Annotated in this window: 16 protein-coding genes and 1 tRNA gene; 7 read left to right on the forward strand and 10 right to left on the reverse strand. The window is 66.3% G+C overall.

Annotated features, from left to right (window positions below):
- Positions 1-46 precede the first annotated feature (46 nt).
- Together FLL57_RS11240 and mgtE are read right to left on the reverse strand one after the other, a co-directional pair.
- Positions 47-880, reverse strand: coding sequence for an aldo/keto reductase (locus tag FLL57_RS11240; RefSeq protein ID WP_013501987.1), 834 nt, complete (start codon positions 878-880; stop codon positions 47-49).
- Between the two features lie 229 nt (positions 881-1,109).
- On the reverse strand, positions 1,110-2,531 hold the full coding sequence (mgtE, locus tag FLL57_RS11245; protein ID WP_013501986.1) for a magnesium transporter: 1,422 nt from the start codon (positions 2,529-2,531) through the stop codon (positions 1,110-1,112).
- 161 nt (positions 2,532-2,692) lie between these two features.
- On the opposite strand from mgtE, the gene FLL57_RS11250 reads away from it, so the two are divergent.
- The 4 genes from FLL57_RS11250 to FLL57_RS11265 all read left to right on the forward strand — a co-directional run bounded on the left by FLL57_RS11250 (position 2,693) and on the right by FLL57_RS11265 (position 5,918).
- The gene (locus FLL57_RS11250) at positions 2,693-3,496 is read left to right on the forward strand and encodes a polysaccharide deacetylase family protein (protein WP_013501985.1); all 804 of its coding nucleotides are present in this window, start codon (positions 2,693-2,695) and stop codon (positions 3,494-3,496) included.
- A gap of 136 nt (positions 3,497-3,632) precedes the next feature.
- The gene (locus FLL57_RS11255) at positions 3,633-4,952 is read left to right on the forward strand and encodes a polysaccharide deacetylase family protein (RefSeq protein ID WP_142882926.1); all 1,320 of its coding nucleotides are present in this window, start codon (positions 3,633-3,635) and stop codon (positions 4,950-4,952) included.
- A gap of 76 nt (positions 4,953-5,028) precedes the next feature.
- On the forward strand, positions 5,029-5,457 hold the full coding sequence (locus FLL57_RS11260; protein ID WP_142882927.1) for an antitoxin Xre-like helix-turn-helix domain-containing protein: 429 nt from the start codon (positions 5,029-5,031) through the stop codon (positions 5,455-5,457).
- Positions 5,457-5,918, forward strand: a complete 462-nt coding sequence (locus tag FLL57_RS11265) for an RES family NAD+ phosphorylase (protein ID WP_142882928.1) — start codon at positions 5,457-5,459, stop codon at positions 5,916-5,918. The genes FLL57_RS11260 and FLL57_RS11265 overlap by 1 nt, the downstream gene beginning before the upstream one ends.
- Before the next feature lie 111 nt (positions 5,919-6,029).
- Here the strand turns inward: FLL57_RS11265 and FLL57_RS11270 are convergent.
- Together FLL57_RS11270 and FLL57_RS11275 are read right to left on the reverse strand one after the other, a co-directional pair.
- Positions 6,030-6,114 (reverse strand) — tRNA-Leu (locus tag FLL57_RS11270).
- Positions 6,115-6,192: 78 nt separating this feature from the next.
- The gene (locus FLL57_RS11275; protein WP_011158713.1) at positions 6,193-6,435 is read right to left on the reverse strand and encodes a FliM/FliN family flagellar motor switch protein; all 243 of its coding nucleotides are present in this window, start codon (positions 6,433-6,435) and stop codon (positions 6,193-6,195) included.
- 66 nt (positions 6,436-6,501) lie between these two features.
- Here FLL57_RS11275 and lipB point away from each other — a divergent pair, with 66 nt between their 5' ends.
- Positions 6,502-7,239: a lipoyl(octanoyl) transferase LipB gene (lipB, locus tag FLL57_RS11280; RefSeq protein WP_142882929.1), complete on the forward strand. Its 738-nt coding sequence runs from the start codon at positions 6,502-6,504 to the stop codon at positions 7,237-7,239.
- Between the two features lie 206 nt (positions 7,240-7,445).
- Here lipB and FLL57_RS23700 read toward each other — a convergent pair whose 3' ends face one another.
- Positions 7,446-7,679 (reverse strand): hypothetical protein, encoded by a 234-nt coding sequence (locus FLL57_RS23700; RefSeq protein WP_433962626.1) that lies wholly within the window; start codon positions 7,677-7,679, stop codon positions 7,446-7,448.
- On the opposite strand from FLL57_RS23700, the gene FLL57_RS11285 reads away from it, so the two are divergent.
- The gene (locus tag FLL57_RS11285) at positions 7,590-10,130 is read left to right on the forward strand and encodes an EAL domain-containing protein (protein ID WP_433962620.1); all 2,541 of its coding nucleotides are present in this window, start codon (positions 7,590-7,592) and stop codon (positions 10,128-10,130) included. The genes FLL57_RS23700 and FLL57_RS11285 overlap by 90 nt on opposite strands.
- A gap of 92 nt (positions 10,131-10,222) precedes the next feature.
- Here the strand turns inward: FLL57_RS11285 and FLL57_RS11290 are convergent, their stop codons facing one another.
- From FLL57_RS11290 to FLL57_RS11310, 5 genes are all read right to left on the reverse strand, one after another.
- Positions 10,223-10,522 carry an acylphosphatase gene (locus tag FLL57_RS11290; protein ID WP_047309188.1) on the reverse strand — a complete coding sequence of 100 codons (300 nt, stop codon included), beginning with the start codon at positions 10,520-10,522 and terminating at the stop codon, positions 10,223-10,225.
- A complete protein-coding gene (locus FLL57_RS11295; protein ID WP_142882931.1) occupies positions 10,522-11,388 on the reverse strand; it encodes an isocitrate lyase/PEP mutase family protein in 867 nt (288 codons plus the stop codon). Before FLL57_RS11295 ends, FLL57_RS11290 begins: the two co-directional genes overlap by 1 nt.
- A gap of 4 nt (positions 11,389-11,392) precedes the next feature.
- On the reverse strand, positions 11,393-13,408 hold the full coding sequence (locus tag FLL57_RS11300; RefSeq protein ID WP_142882932.1) for an acetyl-CoA carboxylase biotin carboxylase subunit: 2,016 nt from the start codon (positions 13,406-13,408) through the stop codon (positions 11,393-11,395).
- 365 nt (positions 13,409-13,773) lie between these two features.
- Complete coding sequence (locus tag FLL57_RS11305) at positions 13,774-14,349, reverse strand: hypothetical protein (RefSeq protein ID WP_013501976.1); 576 nt, start codon at positions 14,347-14,349, stop codon at positions 13,774-13,776.
- A 291-nt stretch (positions 14,350-14,640) separates the two neighbouring features.
- Positions 14,641-15,039 (reverse strand): DUF2177 family protein, encoded by a 399-nt coding sequence (locus FLL57_RS11310; RefSeq protein ID WP_013501975.1) that lies wholly within the window; start codon positions 15,037-15,039, stop codon positions 14,641-14,643.
- A gap of 118 nt (positions 15,040-15,157) precedes the next feature.
- Here FLL57_RS11310 and FLL57_RS11315 point away from each other — a divergent pair, with 118 nt between their 5' ends.
- Positions 15,158-16,609: a cryptochrome/photolyase family protein gene (locus FLL57_RS11315; RefSeq protein WP_142882933.1), complete on the forward strand. Its 1,452-nt coding sequence runs from the start codon at positions 15,158-15,160 to the stop codon at positions 16,607-16,609.
- Position 16,610: the final 1 nt, after the last annotated feature.

Below are 16,610 nucleotides of genomic sequence, written 5' to 3' on the forward strand. Positions count from 1 at the left end.
CGCGACGTGCGGGATTCCGACCAGGAGGTCAACGGCGGCGTGGTCGTCAATCCCACGCCGGAGCGGTCGCGGTGGTGGTCAGTCGTCCCGTCGGACTGCCGAGCGCGAAGATCTCTCGCATCTCGGCCTCCGACAGCGCGAAATCGAACACGTCGATGTTCTGCTCCAGCCGCTCGAGCCGCGAACTGCGCGGGATCGCGGCGACGTTCTGCTGGATCAGCCAGCGCAGGCAGACCTGCGCCGCGGACTTGCCGTGCGCGGCACCGATCCTGGTCAGTATCTCGCTCGACTTGGCATTTCCACGGGCGATCGGGCTGTAGGCCACCAGCGCCATGCCGTGGGCGGCACAGGCGGCTAGCACCTTCTGCTGATCCAGAAACGGATGGTACTCGACCTGATTGCACACCAACGGCGCCGGACAGACGGTCACCGCCTCGTTGATCAGCGCGACGGTGAAATTCGATACGCCGACGTGTCGCGTGAGGCCGAGCGCGCGAGCCTGGGCGAGCGCGCCGAGCGTTTCGGACAGCGGCACGTGCGAATTGGGCCAGTGCAGCAGCAACAGATCGACCTCGGACAGCCGCAGCTTGACCAGGCTCTCCTTGGCCGAGCGAATGAGATCATTGGGTGCGAAATGCGTTGTCCAGATCTTGGTGGTGACGAAGATCTGGTCGCGGCGGATGTGAGAATTGCGGATGCCTTCGCCGACGTCGCGTTCGTTGCCGTAGATCTGCGCGGTGTCGATGTGGCGATAGCCCAGCCGGATCGCCTGTTCGACGGCACGCGAGCAGACGCGTTTGCTGAGCTCCCAGGTGCCGAGCCCGAGCGTCGGAATCCTGGCCCCGTGGGCTTCGACGAAATGCGTTTCCGCGGACTGCATGGTGATCGTCCCGCATGTCGATGACGCAGACTGATCTTTAGTAGTATGGACCGATCGCCCCCGGCTGCCAATCGCTGCAGAGCGACGAGCTTACCGATTTGTTCCCGGTGCCAAGCAGCGCGGCCCCGCCGCCAGCGCCCCGGCGTGTTCCTCGATCGGAACTCATCTCGAAGCCAAGGTTCCGGGCCGAAGCGGCAGCCTCCCAACGGAACTCATCGCACCGTCGCCTTCACTTCAACCCGAACCATGCAGTCGCGATACCAAGGAAAGCGAAGAACCCGACCACATCGGTCACTGTGGTGACGAAGGTACCCGACGCCACCGCCGGATCGGCACGCATCCGCTCCAGCGCCATGGGTATCAAAATGCCCCCAAGGGCCCCAGCCACCAGATTGCAGATCATCGCCAGCGCGATGACGATCCCGAGGCCCGGCACCTTGAACCAGGCATAGGCGGCGATCCCGGTGATCAGCGCGAACGCGACGCCGTTCACCAAACCGACCAGCGCTTCGCGCATCACCACCCGAACCGCGTTCCAGGCGCCGAGTTCGCGGGTGGCCAGCGCCCGCACCGCAACCGTCATCGTCTGGGTCGCGGCATTGCCCCCCTGGCTGGCAACGATCGGCGCCAGCACCGCCAGCGCCACCATCTGCTGCAACTGATCCTCGAACAGCCCGAGCACCGAGGATGCCAGGAACGCGGTAGCGAGGTTAACCAGCAGCCAGTTGAACCGGCCGCGCGCGATCGTCCATACCCGGTCGGACAGTTCTTCGCCGCTGGAAACGCCACCGAGCGCCTTCAAGTCTTCGTCGGCCTCCTCCTCGATGACGTCGACGACGTCGTCGATGGTGATCACGCCGACCAGTCGGTTGTGGGCGTCGATAACGGGCGCGGCCACGAGATTGTACTTCCCGAACAACCGCGCGACCTCCTCCTGATCCTCGTCGACGGAGACCTTGCGTCGGTCTTCGTCGACCAGATCGGTCAGCGGTACGTTACGGTGCGAGCGCAGCAGCCGGTCGAGCGAGACCGCCCCCTGCCAGTGATTGACCCCATCGACGACGTAGATCTCGTAGAACCGCTCCGGCAGTTCCGCGGTCTCGCGCATGAAGTCGATCGCCTCGCCCACGGTCCAGTCGCGCGGCACCGCGATGAAGTCGGTCTGCATCCGCCGGCCGGCGGAGTTTTCCGGATAGTCCAGACTGCGTTCCAGCGCATCGCGTTCGGACGGCGGAAGTTTGTCGAGGATCTCCTCCTGATCCTCCTCGTCGAGCACCTGGAGCAGTTCGACCGCGTCGTCGGAATCCAGTTCGCGGACGCCTTCGGCGACGGTCTCCGGCTCCAGCTCTTCGAGGATTTCCTCGCGGACGGTTTCGTCGACTTCGTTGAGCGCCGAAAAGTCGAAATCAGCGCCGGTCAGTTCCACCAGCCGGACCCGCTCGTCGGAATCCAGCGCCCGGATCAGGTCGCCGAGGTCAGCCTCGTGGAGTTCGGAGACCAGGGACCGCAACGAGCCGGCATCCTCGGCAGCGATCGCACGAGACACCGCCTCGACGAACTCGGCCCGGAGGTCACCGTCGTCATCCCGCATTGCCGCAGGATCGAGGGCGGCCAGATCGGGCCGCACGACCGCATCCACGTCGTCGGTCATGGGAGCTCCCGCGGGTTTTACTGGTTGCAGAAATCGGGCGCCATCGGGCAAGATGCACTGTCGAACGGCGGCGCGAATGCCCGTGGCAATAACCAATCGGTGAAGCAAAGCGCAATGATAATCATGACACCCTGCAGCAATCCGCCAGTCGGGAGGGTGTCGTGATCGTCGCGCGCACCGCGGCCGCCTTGGTCGCACTCGCCGCACTCGCAGGTAACACACAGGCCGCTGAGTGCCCCCGTCCGGGGACGCTGGGCACCTCGCGGGTGTTGACGGTCGATCCGGCGACGTATCCGCGCGTCGGCCTGAAGAGCTTTCCGCAGACCCTGCCCCTCGCCGACCGCGAGGTCGTGCTGACCTTCGACGACGGTCCGGCGGCGACGACCCCGACCGTGCTGAAGGCGCTCGCCGACGAGTGCGTCCGCGCCACATTCTTCCTGGTCGGCAAGCCGGCCTCCGAGATGGGCGAGATGGTGCGGCGGATCGCGGCCGGCGGTCATACCATCGGTCATCACACCTACACCCATCAGCATCTGTCGGCGCTCAGCCATGCCGATGCGCTCACCGAGATCGATCGCGGCATCGCGGCCGACGAAGCGGTGATGCGCGCCAAGGGCATTCCGGTGGCGACCACGCGGTTCTTCCGCTTCCCGTATTTCGAATCCACCCCGGCGCTGCTCGATGATCTGCAGGCGCGCGGCATTCCGGTGTTCGGCGCCGATCTGTGGGCCAGCGACTGGAATCCGATGACTCCGGACGAACAGCTCAAGCTGATCACCGAGCGGCTGACGGCGACCGGCCGCGGCATCATCCTGTTTCACGATCCGCGCAAGCAGACCGCCGAGATGATGCCGGCATTCCTGCGCTGGCTGCGCGAAAACAACTACCGCGTCGTGCACGTGGTGCCCTCGGACGAAGCCGGTCACGCGGTGGCGTCGGATTCGCATGGCCGCACTGCGCGCTGAGCCGGCCGTCTGGTCCCAGAATCGCCATGGAACTTTGAACGGTTAAGCAGCCGTTCATGACGCGGTTTTATTTTCGGTCCAGGTGGGATTCGGGCGTCGTGAACCGCGCTGTCGGTCGCGTGAAGGCGGTGCACTGTTGTCTGAACGTTCGTTGCGGATTTCCTCTCTCATTGGCGCGGCTTGCGTCGCCGCCGCACTCACCCTCCCGCCCCATCAGGCCCGCGCGGCAAGCTGCCCCGGCAATCCCGATGCGCTCGGCACATCGCGCACGCTGGTCGTCGACCCGCGCGAGCATCCGCGAATCGGCACGATGCAATACGGCGAGACCCTGCCGCTGCGCGACCGCGAGGTGGTGCTGACGTTCGACGACGGCCCGCTGCCGCGCGAAAGCAACCAGGTGCTCGACATTCTGGCCAGGGACTGCGTCAAGGCGACGTTCTTCGTCGTGGGGCGGATGGCGAAGACGTTTCCGGAAGGCGTGCGCAAGCTGCGCGCTGCCGGCCACACCATCGGCACCCACAGCCAGAATCATCCGCTGAGCTTCAACCGGATGTCGGTCGAGCAGGCCCAGCAGGAGGTCGACGAAGGGATTGCCTCGACGCTCGCCGCGCTCGGCGGCGACCGCGCGGCGCTGTCGCCGTTCTTCCGCATCCCAGGTCTGCTGCGGGCCGAAGCAGTCGAAGAATACCTCGCCTCCCGCGGCATCCAGGCGTGGAGCGCGGACTTCCCGGCCGACGACTGGCGCCACGTTCCGCCCGAGACCGTCTTCCAGCTCGCGATGAGCCGGCTAGCCGCCAAAGGCAAAGGTATCTTATTGCTGCACGACATCCAGCCTCGTACGGTGGCGGCATTGCCGAAAATCCTGCAGGCGCTGAAGGCCGGCGGCTACAAGATCGTGCACGTGGTCGCAGCAACGCCGGAGCTGCCGAAGACGCCCACGATGCCACAGGAATGGCGGCTGCATCCGGCGCCGAATACCGTAGCAACCGCGCGCTGGCCCAAGGTGCCGCGCTTCGTATTCGCCAACGCACAAATGCTGCCGGCTCCGGCGATCGCCGATATCGGCCTTGATGGCCAGCGGCTGATCCCGGGCAGCGCACCGATCCGGTCGAATCGTCTGGCGCGAGGCCAGGTGCCGACGCCACAGCGCTCGCCGTGGCCGCGGCAGACCCTGGTCGAATCGGCCGACAGCCTGATCACCCTGCCGGTGCCGTCGCCCAGCCTGTTCGCGATTCCCGAACGCAGCGCCCCGGCGATCCGGGCGATGGTCCCGGTGAAAGCGGAGCGCGCCGCCCGCGAAGCGCCGCAGTTCGTCCGCAGCTTCAACGACCGGACGCTGTCGATCGATATCGGCGCCGCAGCGCGCCCGATCTCCGGCAGCGTCGGCATCGCCCCGGAAGGCCTGCAGCGCGGCCCGCTCGACGCAGGCAGCCGCCCTCGCCCGCTCAATCACTGATCCGGTACCCGCCCCCTTGCCCTCCGGCAATTTGCCATTAGATTGACGGCATATTGCCGTCACTCGGGGGCCCACGATGTCCATCATTGAGACGGTCGCGGATAAGCTTGGCGGCAAGCCGGTGCTCGGCACGACGGTTCGGTCGCAGGCTGAGTTGGCCATGGTGGTCCGCAACCGCCTTCCCCTCGCCGCCCTCCAGGGATTGAGCCGCGCCGGGCTGAGCGATCAGGAAATCGAGCAGTTCGTCATCCCGCAGCGGACACGCCGACACCGCGCCGAGCGCAATCAGCCGCTCACGATCGACGAATCCGACCGGGCCGTCCGCCTGCTGCGCATTCAGAGCCTCGCCGAGGACACCTTCGGCGTGGACAAGGCCAGCCTCTGGCTTCGCCGCCCTCTGGCTGAGCTGGCGGGCGAAACACCCCTAACCGTGGCACAAACCGAGGCTGGCGCCAGACTGATCGAGATGGTGCTCGGCAAGATCGCTTGGGGCGCAGCGGCCTGATGCGCCTGTGGCGACTGTCTCTCGCCCGTCACGCTCGGGCGTTCGACGGCGGTTATGGACTGCTGTTCGACGGCCGCTGGAATACTGTCGGCCGGCCCATCACCTACTGCGCGACATCACCCGCTCTCTGTGTGCTGGAGAAGCTGGTGCACGTCGAAGACCCGCTGCTGCTGCCTGAGCTGATGCTGGTGCGCTACGAAGCACCGGACAACTTGGCCGTCGACGACGCGCCACTTTCCGCCCTTCCGACCGATTGGCGACGTCGAGAAAGCTGGACGCAGCAGCGCGGTAATGCGTGGCACGCCTCGCTCTCGGCCCCGCTGCTGCGGGTGCCATCCGCGATCGTCCCGATCGACGGATCACCGGATCTGAACGTGCTGATCAACCACCGGCATCCTGGCGCCGACCGGATCAGAATCGCAGACATCGAGCCGTTTACCCTCGATCCCCGCCTGTTCTGACGATCGGGCTTCGGCATCCGAATGCCAACGTTCTCGCAGTTGTTATGCGCGAGACCAGATCGTCAGGTTGTTTGGGAGGATTGCGCCGAACAGCACGGGCCGGAGCGAAATTGGTGCGCTCGGAGGGACTCGAACCCCCACGATTTTACTCACTGCCACCTCAAGGCAGCGCGTCTACCAATTCCGCCACGAGCGCTTGGGACCGGTTTCGGGCATCGCCGACCGGATCGACGGCGCCCATTTAACAAAACAATGATGAGGCCACAAGGCCAGATCAGCGCCGATCTGGGGATCGCGGCAACATCTGTTTGACCTCGACCGCAATTCGGTTGCGATCGACCAAAACCATGCCGGACGCGATCGGCATGTTGTTGGCGAGGATCTTGACCTCGTCGGCTTCGGTGGCGTCCAGTTCGATGATGGCGCCGCGGCTGAGCCGCAGCACCTGGTGGATCGGCATCGAGGTGGTCCCGAGAACCACCATCAGATCGACGGAAACTTTATCGAGTGTCGGCACTGGAACCCGGACTGACTTGCCTGAGGAACGAAGACGTGGTCGACCACACCACGTTATGGTTATCCAATGATTAACGTCTCGACTTCCCCCCGCCAGACACTGGATTGGACCGCCTTGAAGCCCGCCGACGGCTCTCCAGCGGTGGAATGGCGCATCTCCGATTCGCCCGTGCCATATCCTGAGGCGGTGGCGACCATGGAGGCACGTGCCGCCGCGATCGCTGCCGGACTTGCGCCCGAGCTGGTCTGGCTGCTGGAGCACCCGCCGCTCTACACCGCGGGCACCAGCGGTCACGCCACGGACCTGCTGGAGGAGCGTTTCCCGCTGTTCACCACCGGCCGCGGCGGCCAGCTCACCTATCACGGCCCTGGCCAGCGGGTGGCCTATGTGATGCTCGACCTGAAGCGCCGCCGCCCCGACGTGCGCGCCTATGTGGCTGCGCTCGAACAATGGATCATCGCCACCCTCGATGCCTTAAACATCCGCGGCGAGCGCCGGGAAGATCGGGTCGGCGTCTGGGTCCGCCGCCCCGACAAGGGCGACGGCTACGAGGACAAGATCGCGGCGATCGGCGTCCGGCTGAAACGCTGGGTGTCGTTGCACGGCATCGCCATCAACGTCGAACCCGACCTGTCGCATTTCAAGGCGATCGTGCCCTGCGGGATCAGCGATCCGCGCTACGGAGTTACCAGCCTGGTCGATCTCGGCCTGCCGGTGGTGATGAGCGACGTCGACCTCGCTTTGCGCGCCGCGTTCGAAAACATCTTCGGCGAAACCCGCGCCTCGACGCCTGCGGGCGTCTGAGTCTCCCCGATCTGCTGTCAGCTTCACGCACGCGAGGCGATTACTTCCGCGCCGGAACCGCCTGAAAAAAAATCAGCCGCAATCATCGTTGTTCGAACGCAACCGCGACTGTGTCACCGGTTCCGGCAACGGAATTCTAAGGATGAAACCGCGCGTCTGCGCCGATGCGGCACCGACAACGCTTTCGTCACGTTAGCATGGATAGATCAGCAACGGCCTCCGCCTGTGGCGGCCGACCAACCTCGTAGTTTCCACAGTATTCGATCCGGGCGATGCGCCGACACAACAGTTCCCTTGACGATCAGTCGCTGTGGCAGGTCGCGCTCGACCACGCGCGGGACGCCGCCATCATCATCGATGATGGCGGTTACATCTGCTTCTTCAGCCAGACAGCAGAACGATTTTGGGGGATCGGTCGCGCGGAACTGATCGGCTGTCATTGTGACCTTCTCGGCATCAACGCGATGCTGGAGCCTATCGCTGGCTCGCATCACTCGAACGCCGCATCCGAACTCACGGTCGAGATCGAGATCACAAGCCGCGACGGCCGATCGATCACCGCCGAGCTGACGCGATCGACGATCGGCGCCGATGGCTGCGACTACACGCTGCTCACGGTGCGCGACGTCACGCCCGAGCTGGAGCGTCGCAAAGGGATCGAACTCCTCACCTCGATCGCGGACCGCACGACGCGAGCTGTGCTGTTGACCGATCCTGAGCTCAGGATTCTCTACACAAACGCCGCCTTCGCCGTCCTGTTCGGCTACGGTGCCGATGAAGCCAAGGGCCGTAACATCATCGATCTGCTCGCCGGTCACCACACCAATCGCCGCATGATGGCAGGCCTGAAACGATGGATGGCCGACGACGAAGGCGGCGAAGAGGAAATCCTGGTCTACGACAAGAACGGCGAAGAGGTCTGGATCTCGGCGGACGTGAAGGCACTGCGTGACCCGCAGGGCCGGATCACACAGGTCTTCGCACTGCTGACCGATATCTCGGAAACCCGTCAGTTGCGCATGCTGCAGCAACTGACGCTGGGGGCACTCGCCGACGAGATTCCGACTACCGAGGTCGCCGATCGGATGTGTCGGTTCGTCGAGAAGATCGCGCCGGACGTGGTGTCCTCGCTGCTGCATGTCGACGCGCAGGGCCTGTTGCACCCGCTCGGTGGCCCGAGCCTGCCCGACGATTACTCCCGGGCGCTCGACGGCGTGCCGATCGGCCCGCAGGTCGGCGCGTGCGGCGCCTCGGCGTATTATGGCGAACCGGTGCTGGCGCTCGACATCGACACCGACCCGCGCTGGGAGCCGTTCAAGAAGCGGCTATTGGAAATCGGGCTACGCGCCTGCTGGTCGTCGCCGATCAAGGCCAAGGACGGCCGTGTGATCGGCACCTTCGCGTTCTATTTCCACGCCTGCCGGCCGCCGAGCCATTGGCATCACCGCATTGTCGATGCCTGCCTGCATCTCGGCGCGCTCGCGATCGAGCGCATGGAGTCGCGCGCGCAGATCGCAAGGCTCGCTTATTTCGACATGCTGACCGGCCTGCCCAACCGGGCGCGGCTGCGCGATCTGATCGGCGAAGCGACCGCGGCCTGCCCACAGGGCCGCTCCGTTGCGCTGGCGTTTCTGGACGTCGACAATTTCAAGGACATCAACGACACGCTGGGCCATGCCGCCGGCGACGAATTCCTGGTCGAGTTCGCGCGCAGGCTGCGCGATCACATCCAGCCCGGCGACGTGGTGGGCCGGCTCGGCGGCGACGAATTCGTCGTCGTGCTGCCGAACCGCGAGCCGGCCGAAATCGAACCGGTGGTGGCGCGGATCAGCGACGCGTTGATGCTGCCGTTCGCGCTGTGCAACAGCCAGGTGCCGATGTCGGCCAGCATCGGGGTCAGCCTGTATCCCGACAACGCCACCGACATCGACACCCTGATCAACCAGGCCGACACCGCGATGTATCGCGCCAAGCGTTCGGGTCGCTCGACCTACCGACTGTTCAATTGCGACATGCACGGCGCAGCCGAGCAGCGAATGGCCTATGCGGCAGCGCTGCGCTCGGCTCTCGCCGACAGCCGACTCGAACTGCATTATCAGCCGCAGATCAGAACCGCTGACGGCGCGCTGCACGGCGTCGAAGCGATGGCACGCTGGCACGATCCGGTGCTCGGCCCGGTGCCGCCGGCCAAATTCATTCCGCTGGCCGAAGAGTGCGGCCTGATCGATCAGATCGCCTGCTGGTCGATCCGCGAGGCCTGCCGGCAGATGCGCGTATGGCGCGACCAGGGGCTTGAGGTGCCGAGCGTCGCCGTCAATCTGTCGCCGATCAACTTCGAGAATGCCGCGCTGCCGACGCTCGTTGCCGACACGCTCGCGACTTATCACCTGCCGCCCGAAGCGCTGATGCTCGAGGTCACCGAGGGCGTCGCGCAAGACAACCGCTCGACCGCGCACGAAACCATGGTGGCGCTGCGCCGGATCGGAGTCGGCCTGTCACTCGACGATTTCGGCACCGGCTATTCCAATCTCAACCGGCTGGCGCAATTGCCGATCCGCGAGCTGAAGATCGATCGCGGCTTCATGAGCGAGCTGGAGATCAGCCCGACCGCCTGCGCGGTCGTCACCACCGTGGTGCGGGTCGGCCAGAGCCTCGCCCTCAGCGTCGTCGCCGAAGGCGTCGAGACGAAAGCGCAATTCCAACTCCTGAGCGAGCTCGGCTGCGACGTCGTCCAGGGCTTCCTGTATGCGCCCGCGCTGGCGCCGGAGCGGTTCGAGGAGTGGCTTCTCGGCTACAGCGCCACCCGCGCCGGCCGCATGAGCGACCGGATCGGCGCCACCGCCGAGGACGGCCGACCGCCGTCCCGTGTCACCACGCGACGGCGACGATAATTCCAGGCGCACGGACGCCGCCTCGGCGGGAGCGGCAGCCCTCCCGACGCCGACATCGACGTGGTTCTCGCAAGGAAGCCGAATTGCCGGCCTTACAGCGTCGACAGGATCGAAACCCGCTCGCCCGTCTGGCGCAGGTTCAGAACGTCCGGCTGCGCGGCCTCTGCCACCACCGCATCGACGCGCGCCGCCGACGGTCCACGCTGGCATCGCGCGATCATCTCGCTGACGACCGGCTCGCTGCCGGCCAGCACCGCCTCGACGCTGCCGTCGCGGCGATTGCGCACCCAGCCCTGCAGCCCCATCGCTTCAGCAGTATGGGCCAGCCAGGCCCGATAGCCGACGCCCTGCACCCGGCCGCTGATCGTCACCTGCCGGATGATCTCGCTCATCAGCGTTTCACACCGAGGAAGTGCTCGTTCCGATCAGCGACGACGTCGGCGCGCGTGACCTTGTCCGTCAGGTCGGCGCCCGCGAGCCCGGTCAGTTGCTTCGGCGTCGCGCCATCCTTGATCGCCGACAGCGTCTTGAATACGGCCTCGGTCGCAGCCGCGATCGGCGCGTGGCCCTGCACCGCGATGCGGACGCGCCTGCCCGCGAGGTGATCGAAGTCGCCGAGTTCGGCCGGCGGACTGCCGAGCGCCAGCGGCAGCGTGGTCGCGGCGCTGATCGCTTCGAGCTGGGCGCGGGTCTTCACCCCGGTGAAGAACAGCGCATCGACGCCCGCGGCCTCATAGGCCAGCGCGCGTTCGATCGCATCGTCGAGCGAGGTGATCGAGCAGGCGCCGGTGCGGCCGAAGATAACCAGGTTGGGATCGCGCCGCGCATCGAGCGCGGCCTTGATCTTGCCGAGTCCCTCCTCGCGCGACACCAGTTGCGGCTTGGCCTCGCCGTAGGCCTGCGGCAGCAGCGTGTCTTCGATGGTGAGACCGGCGGCGCCCGCCGCTTCGAGTTCTTCGACGGTGCGGCGGACGTTGAGCGCGTTGCCGTAGCCGTGATCGGCATCCACCACCACCGGCAGCGCCGCGGCGCGGCTCATCCGCCGCACCTGCTCGGCAAGCTCGGTCAGCGTGATCAGCGTGATGTCGGGATCGCCGAGGATTGCCAGCGACGCCACCGAGCCACCGAACATCCCGAACGGAAAGCCGAGATCGTCGGCGATCCGGATCGAGATCGCGTCGTACACCGACGCCGGGCGCACGCAGGCCGATCCGGTCAGGATCGCCCGCAATGCGCCGCGGCGGTCACGCCAGGCCATGGTCTTACGCGAACTCCATGATCACCGCGTCGACCGCGAGCGTCGCGCCGGCGGCGGCATGGATCTTCTTGATCTGGCCGTCGCGCTCGGCGCGCAGCACGTTCTGCATCTTCATCGCCTCGATCACGGCGAGCGTCTCGCCGGCCTTGATCTCCTGGCCTTCGGCGACGGCGATCGACACCACCAGACCCGGCATCGGGCACAGCACCTTCTTGCCGGTGTCGGCCTTGTCGGCTTCCTTCATCCAGCGCGCGGCCGCGGCTTCACGCTCGGTGAAGACGTTGACCGACACTTCGTAGCCGTGATGCGCCAGCTTGAAGCCGTTCGGGATCGCGCGAACCTGCACCGCGACCGGATGGCCGTCGATGGTGCCTTCCCACACCGGGTCGCCCGGCATCCAGGACGACAGCAACTGATGCGGCTGCCCCAGCGATCCGTCGGGATTGGCGAAGCGGACCACGAACGCCTCGCCCTCGCGGATCACGTCGAGCGGCACTTCGCTGCGCTCCAGCCAGACGCAGCGGCGGCGCTCGCGGATCACCGCGCGGCCGATCATCTGACCCGAGATCTTGCGCTTGCGCTCGCCGATCACCCGGTCGATCGCCGCGCCGACCGCGGCGATGCGGCGGGCGACTTCACCCTCCGGCACCCGCGGATGGAAGCCTTGCGGGAATTCCTCGGCGATGAAGCCGGTCGACAGATTGCCCTCGCGCCAGCGCGGATGCGTCATCAGCGCCGACAGGAACGGAATGTTGTGGCGGATGCCGTCGACGTAGAACGCGTCGAGCGCGTGGGTCTGCGCCTCGATCGCCGCGGCGCGCGACGGCCCGTGGGTCACCAGCTTGGCGATCATCGGGTCATAGAACATCGAGATCTCGCCGCCCTCCTGCACGCCGGTGTCGTTGCGCACCGTGATGCCGGAAGCCGCGCTCTCGGCCGGCGGACGGTACTTCACCAGGCGGCCGATCGACGGCAGGAAGTTGCGGAACGGATCTTCCGCATAGACGCGGGACTCGATCGCCCAGCCCTTCAGCGTGACGTCCTTCTGCGCCAGCGCCAGCTTCTCGCCAGCCGCCACGCGGATCATCTGCTCGACCAGGTCGATCCCGGTGACCATTTCGGTGACCGGATGCTCAACCTGCAGGCGGGTGTTCATCTCGAGGAAGTAGAAGCTCTTGTCCTGGCCGGCAACGAACTCGACGGTGCCGGCGCTGTCGTAGTTCACGGCCTTGGCCAGCGCGACCGCCTGCTCGCCCATCTTGCGGCGGGTGACCTCGTCGAGCAGCGGCGACGGCGCCTCTTCGATCACCTTCTGATTGCGGCGCTGGATCGAGCATTCGCGCTCGCCGAGATAGATGACGTTGCCGTGCTTGTCGCCGAGCACCTGGATCTCGATGTGGCGCGGATCGACGATGAACTTCTCGATGAAGACACGGTCGTCGCCGAACGAGGCCTTGGCCTCCGCCTTGGCGAGGTTGAAGCCTTCGGCGACTTCCGCCCGCGAGTGCGCGATCCGCATGCCCTTGCCGCCGCCGCCGGCGGAGGCCTTGATCATCACCGGGTAGCCGATTTCGTCGGCGATCTTGACCGCGTGCTTGTCGTCCTCGATCACGCCGAGGAAGCCGGGAACGGTCGAGACCTTGGCCTGCGCGGCGGCCTTTTTGGACTCGATCTTGTCGCCCATCGCGGCGATCGCGCCGGGGTTCGGACCGATAAACACGATGCCGGCATCGGCCAGCGCGCGTGGGAACGCTTCACGCTCGGACAGGAAGCCGTAGCCGGGATGCACCGCCTCGGCGCCGGTCTTCTTGCAGGCTTCGACGATCTTCTCGATCACCAGATAGCTCTCGGCCGCCGCCGGCGGGCCGATCAGCACCGCCTCGTCGGCCATTTCGACGTGCAGCGCGTCGCGGTCCGCCTCGGAATAGACGGCGACCGTCTCGATACCCATACGACGCGCGGTCTTGATGACCCGGCAGGCGATCTCGCCGCGGTTGGCGATCAGAATACGTTTGAACATGCTCTTCTTGCTTGCAACCTTGGGGGTGGTTCTGCCCTCCCGGCCGGGACGGCATTCGGCATTGCGGATGTGCTTGTAACAATTCTGTCGGCGGGGAGAACTAGATATTGCGCAGGGGGCCGGCGCTACGACCGATTAAACCAATGGCCCGCCCGCACGCGCCGGCCGCCACCTCGGCAGACAGCGTCTCGCTTTCGCGCAAAAACACCCGCTCCGCAACTAAATTTCGTGGTTTTCCAACGGGCTGACGGAACATTCCGTCGGCCGGGTTGAACCCGCGGCGCGCGCACGGGCGCCGTTGCCTGCCCAAAAAGCAAACGGCGGGGCAATCCCCGCCGTTGCATTTGTCACGATGTGGTTGGGCGTTAGGCGCCGAGATCGAGAATCTGGGGCAACTGGGTGATCAACGGCAGCGTCGCGACTCCGACCAGGGTGGCGACCAGGCGCATCAAGGTGTGGTTGTTGCGCCGGGTGCCGCGCATCTGGCGCGAAATCCATTCCAGCACCTCGGTGTTGACGCCGACCGCCTGGGTCGGCGCCCAGGACTCGATCGCCACGTCGGGCGACAGCGCGACGCTGCGGGCCGGCACCGGCAGACCCGAGGCCGCCGCAGCATGGTGGGCCACCGCTTTGGCGAACAGATCGTCGAACCGACCGCCGTCGACGCGTTCGGCTGCGGCATCGTTGATCTCGAACAGCGCCTCGGCCTCGGCCCGGCTGATCGGCTGATCATCGACCGTCGCCGCGGTCAGGATGCGCATGCACCAGGCCGCATCGGCAGCATCGAGGGTACGGGAGAAGTGGACCCGACCACCGGTGGTCGGCCCCTCGCCGGTGATGATGCCGTCGCGCACAATTCCGAGCGCCTGCGCGGCGGTGTAGCGGTTCGAAATCTTGGAAGGGTCGATGCCGATCAGCTCGGCAGTGGCGGCGGCAGTCATTGCTTTCACTCGTTTTTCTGGCTCTGAGCCAGCAATTCCACGCTGGCGTAAACGCTTGGTTAAGACTTCGCCCCTGCGGTCGATTCGGTTCGGCTTGACCGGCATCTTTCCCAGCAGGGTTGCCGATTTGTCGCAACAGCGGTCTCGCCGGCTCAATTCGCAGGAGCCTCCGGCGGCGGTTGGGCGCAGTGGCGGCGAAGTTGGGGCAAAGCGCTTCGGCCGGGCGGCCATTTGGCCGCACCGGTCGTTCAGATGTCCTTCAGCGTTTCGAGCGTCGGCGGCGAGCGGCGCTCAGCGCGGCGACCACCAATCCGCCAGCAGCAGGCCGAGCGTCCCCGACACCGCGGTGACGAAAGCGCCCCACGAGATGTCGACCGCGACCACCGGCCAGGTCCAGTGCTTCAGCAGCGCCAGCGAGGTCAGCTCGAAGGTGGCGTAGCAGAACACGCCGAACAGCGCCCCGTACAACAACGAGGATTGCCAGGTCGCCTGCGCCGAGCCGTTGACGAAGATGACGATGCCGACGACGTAGAGCAGATAGAACATCACGGCCGGCAGCAGCCTCACCTCGCCGAGCATCTCGCCGACCTGCGACTGGAAGAAGCTCTTGGCGATCGTGCCGAGGAACAGAAAGTCGAGCGGAATCAGGACAATGAATGTCGCCAGATAGAGCACACCGTATCGCTTCAAATCGTCCTCCTGAACAAAACCGAATGCATCCTGTCAAATACGGAATGCCTCGTCGATGGTTGCAGACGCAGCCGGACAGCGGCGCAAAATCGCAGCCTCGTATCCTGGATGAGCCCACGTGCTGACAACTGCCGGCTCCCGCCCCGTCATCGTCTGGTTTCGCGACGATCTCCGTCTCGCCGATCATCCGGCGTTGCACGCCGCCGCGCAATCCGGTGCACCGGTGCTGTGCGTCTATGTGCTCGACGAGGTGAGCGATGAGGTGCGCGCCCTTGGTGGCGCGGCGCGATGGTGGCTGGCGCAATCGCTTCGATCGCTGGAGGCTGAGCTTCGTGCAGCGGGAGCATTGCTGATCCTGCGGCGGGGGCCGGCGGCCGCTGTGCTGGCCGAGCTTGCGCAGCAAAGCGATGCAGCGGCGGTGCATTGGAACGAGATCGAGATCGCACCGCATCGCGCCGTCGCCGACGCGCTGGCAGACGCGCTGACCGTGGCCGGCATCGCCTATCACCGCCACCCTGGCGATACGCTGGTGGCGCCGAACACGATCCGCAGCAAGGACGGCCGCGGCATGCGGGTGTTCACCCCGTTCTGGCGGCGCGTGCTCAGCCTCGGCGATCCGCCGCAGCCCCTGCCCCGTCCTGCCGCGCTACGCCCGGCGCCGACACTGCCGGGCGATCAGCTCAGCGACTGGCAACTCGAGCCGACCTCGCCGGACTGGGCCGGCGGCCTGCGCGCCACCTGGCGGCCGGGCGAAGCCGCCGCGCAGACGCGGCTCGCCGACTTCCTCGCCGGACTGCCGGGCTACGCCGAGGGCCGCGACTATCCGGATCGGCACGTCACCTCCGGGCTGTCGCCGCATCTGCGGTTCGGCGAAATCAGTCCGCGCCAGGTCTGGTACGCGGCGCGCTTCGCCGCCGCCGAGCGGCCGGCGATCGCGCCCGACATCGACAAATTCCTCAGCGAACTCGGCTGGCGCGAGTTCTGCCGGCATCTGCTCGCCGACCATCCGGATCTTGCCGCCCGCAATCTACAGCCGGCGTTCGACGCCTTCCCGTGGCACAGCGACGATGGCGCGCTGACCGCCTGGCAGCGCGGCCGCACCGGCTATCCGATCGTCGACGCCGGGATGCACGAGCTGTGGCATTCCGGCGTGATGCACAATCGCGTCCGCATGGTCGTCGGCTCGTTCCTGGTCAAGCACTTGCTGATCGACTGGCGGCTCGGCGAACAGTGGTTCTGGGACACGCTGGTCGACGCCGACCCCGGCAGCAATCCCGGTAACTGGCAGTGGGTGGCGGGCTGCGGCGCCGATGCGGCGCCGTATTTCCGGGTGTTCAACCCGGTGCTGCAGAGCGAGAAGTTCGACGCGGACGGCGCCTATATCCGCCGCTGGCTGCCCGAACTCGCCGGCCTGCCGAACAACCTGATCCACCAGCCGTGGACTGCGACGCCGCTCGAACTCGCCGCCGCCGGCGTCGAGCTCGGCGGCAACTACCCGAGGCCGATCGTCGACCACAAGGCGGCCCGCCAGCGCGCGCTTTCGGCCTATTCTGAGCAGCGGCAGCGTTGAA

Source organism: Rhodopseudomonas palustris (assembly GCF_007005445.1).
Taxonomy (GTDB): domain Bacteria; phylum Pseudomonadota; class Alphaproteobacteria; order Rhizobiales; family Xanthobacteraceae; genus Rhodopseudomonas; species Rhodopseudomonas palustris_G.

Excerpts from the sequence above, each read along its gene's own strand:
- FLL57_RS11300 (WP_142882932.1), bottom strand. The coding sequence starts at position 13,408 with ATGTTCAAACGTATTCTGATCGCCAACCGCGGCGAGATCGCCTGCCGG.
- FLL57_RS11305 (WP_013501976.1), bottom strand. The coding sequence starts at position 14,349 with ATGACTGCCGCCGCCACTGCCGAGCTGATCGGCATCGACCCTTCCAAG.
- FLL57_RS11290 (WP_047309188.1), bottom strand. The coding sequence starts at position 10,522 with ATGAGCGAGATCATCCGGCAGGTGACGATCAGCGGCCGGGTGCAGGGC.
- FLL57_RS11240 (WP_013501987.1), bottom strand. The coding sequence starts at position 880 with ATGCAGTCCGCGGAAACGCATTTCGTCGAAGCCCACGGGGCCAGGATT.
- FLL57_RS11295 (WP_142882931.1), bottom strand. The coding sequence starts at position 11,388 with ATGGCCTGGCGTGACCGCCGCGGCGCATTGCGGGCGATCCTGACCGGA.
- lipB (WP_142882929.1), top strand. The coding sequence starts at position 6,502 with ATGATTAACGTCTCGACTTCCCCCCGCCAGACACTGGATTGGACCGCC.
- FLL57_RS11265 (WP_142882928.1), top strand. The coding sequence starts at position 5,457 with ATGCGCCTGTGGCGACTGTCTCTCGCCCGTCACGCTCGGGCGTTCGAC.
- FLL57_RS11260 (WP_142882927.1), top strand. The coding sequence starts at position 5,029 with ATGTCCATCATTGAGACGGTCGCGGATAAGCTTGGCGGCAAGCCGGTG.
- FLL57_RS23700 (WP_433962626.1), bottom strand. The coding sequence starts at position 7,679 with ATGACAGCCGATCAGTTCCGCGCGACCGATCCCCCAAAATCGTTCTGC.
- mgtE (WP_013501986.1), bottom strand. The coding sequence starts at position 2,531 with ATGACCGACGACGTGGATGCGGTCGTGCGGCCCGATCTGGCCGCCCTC.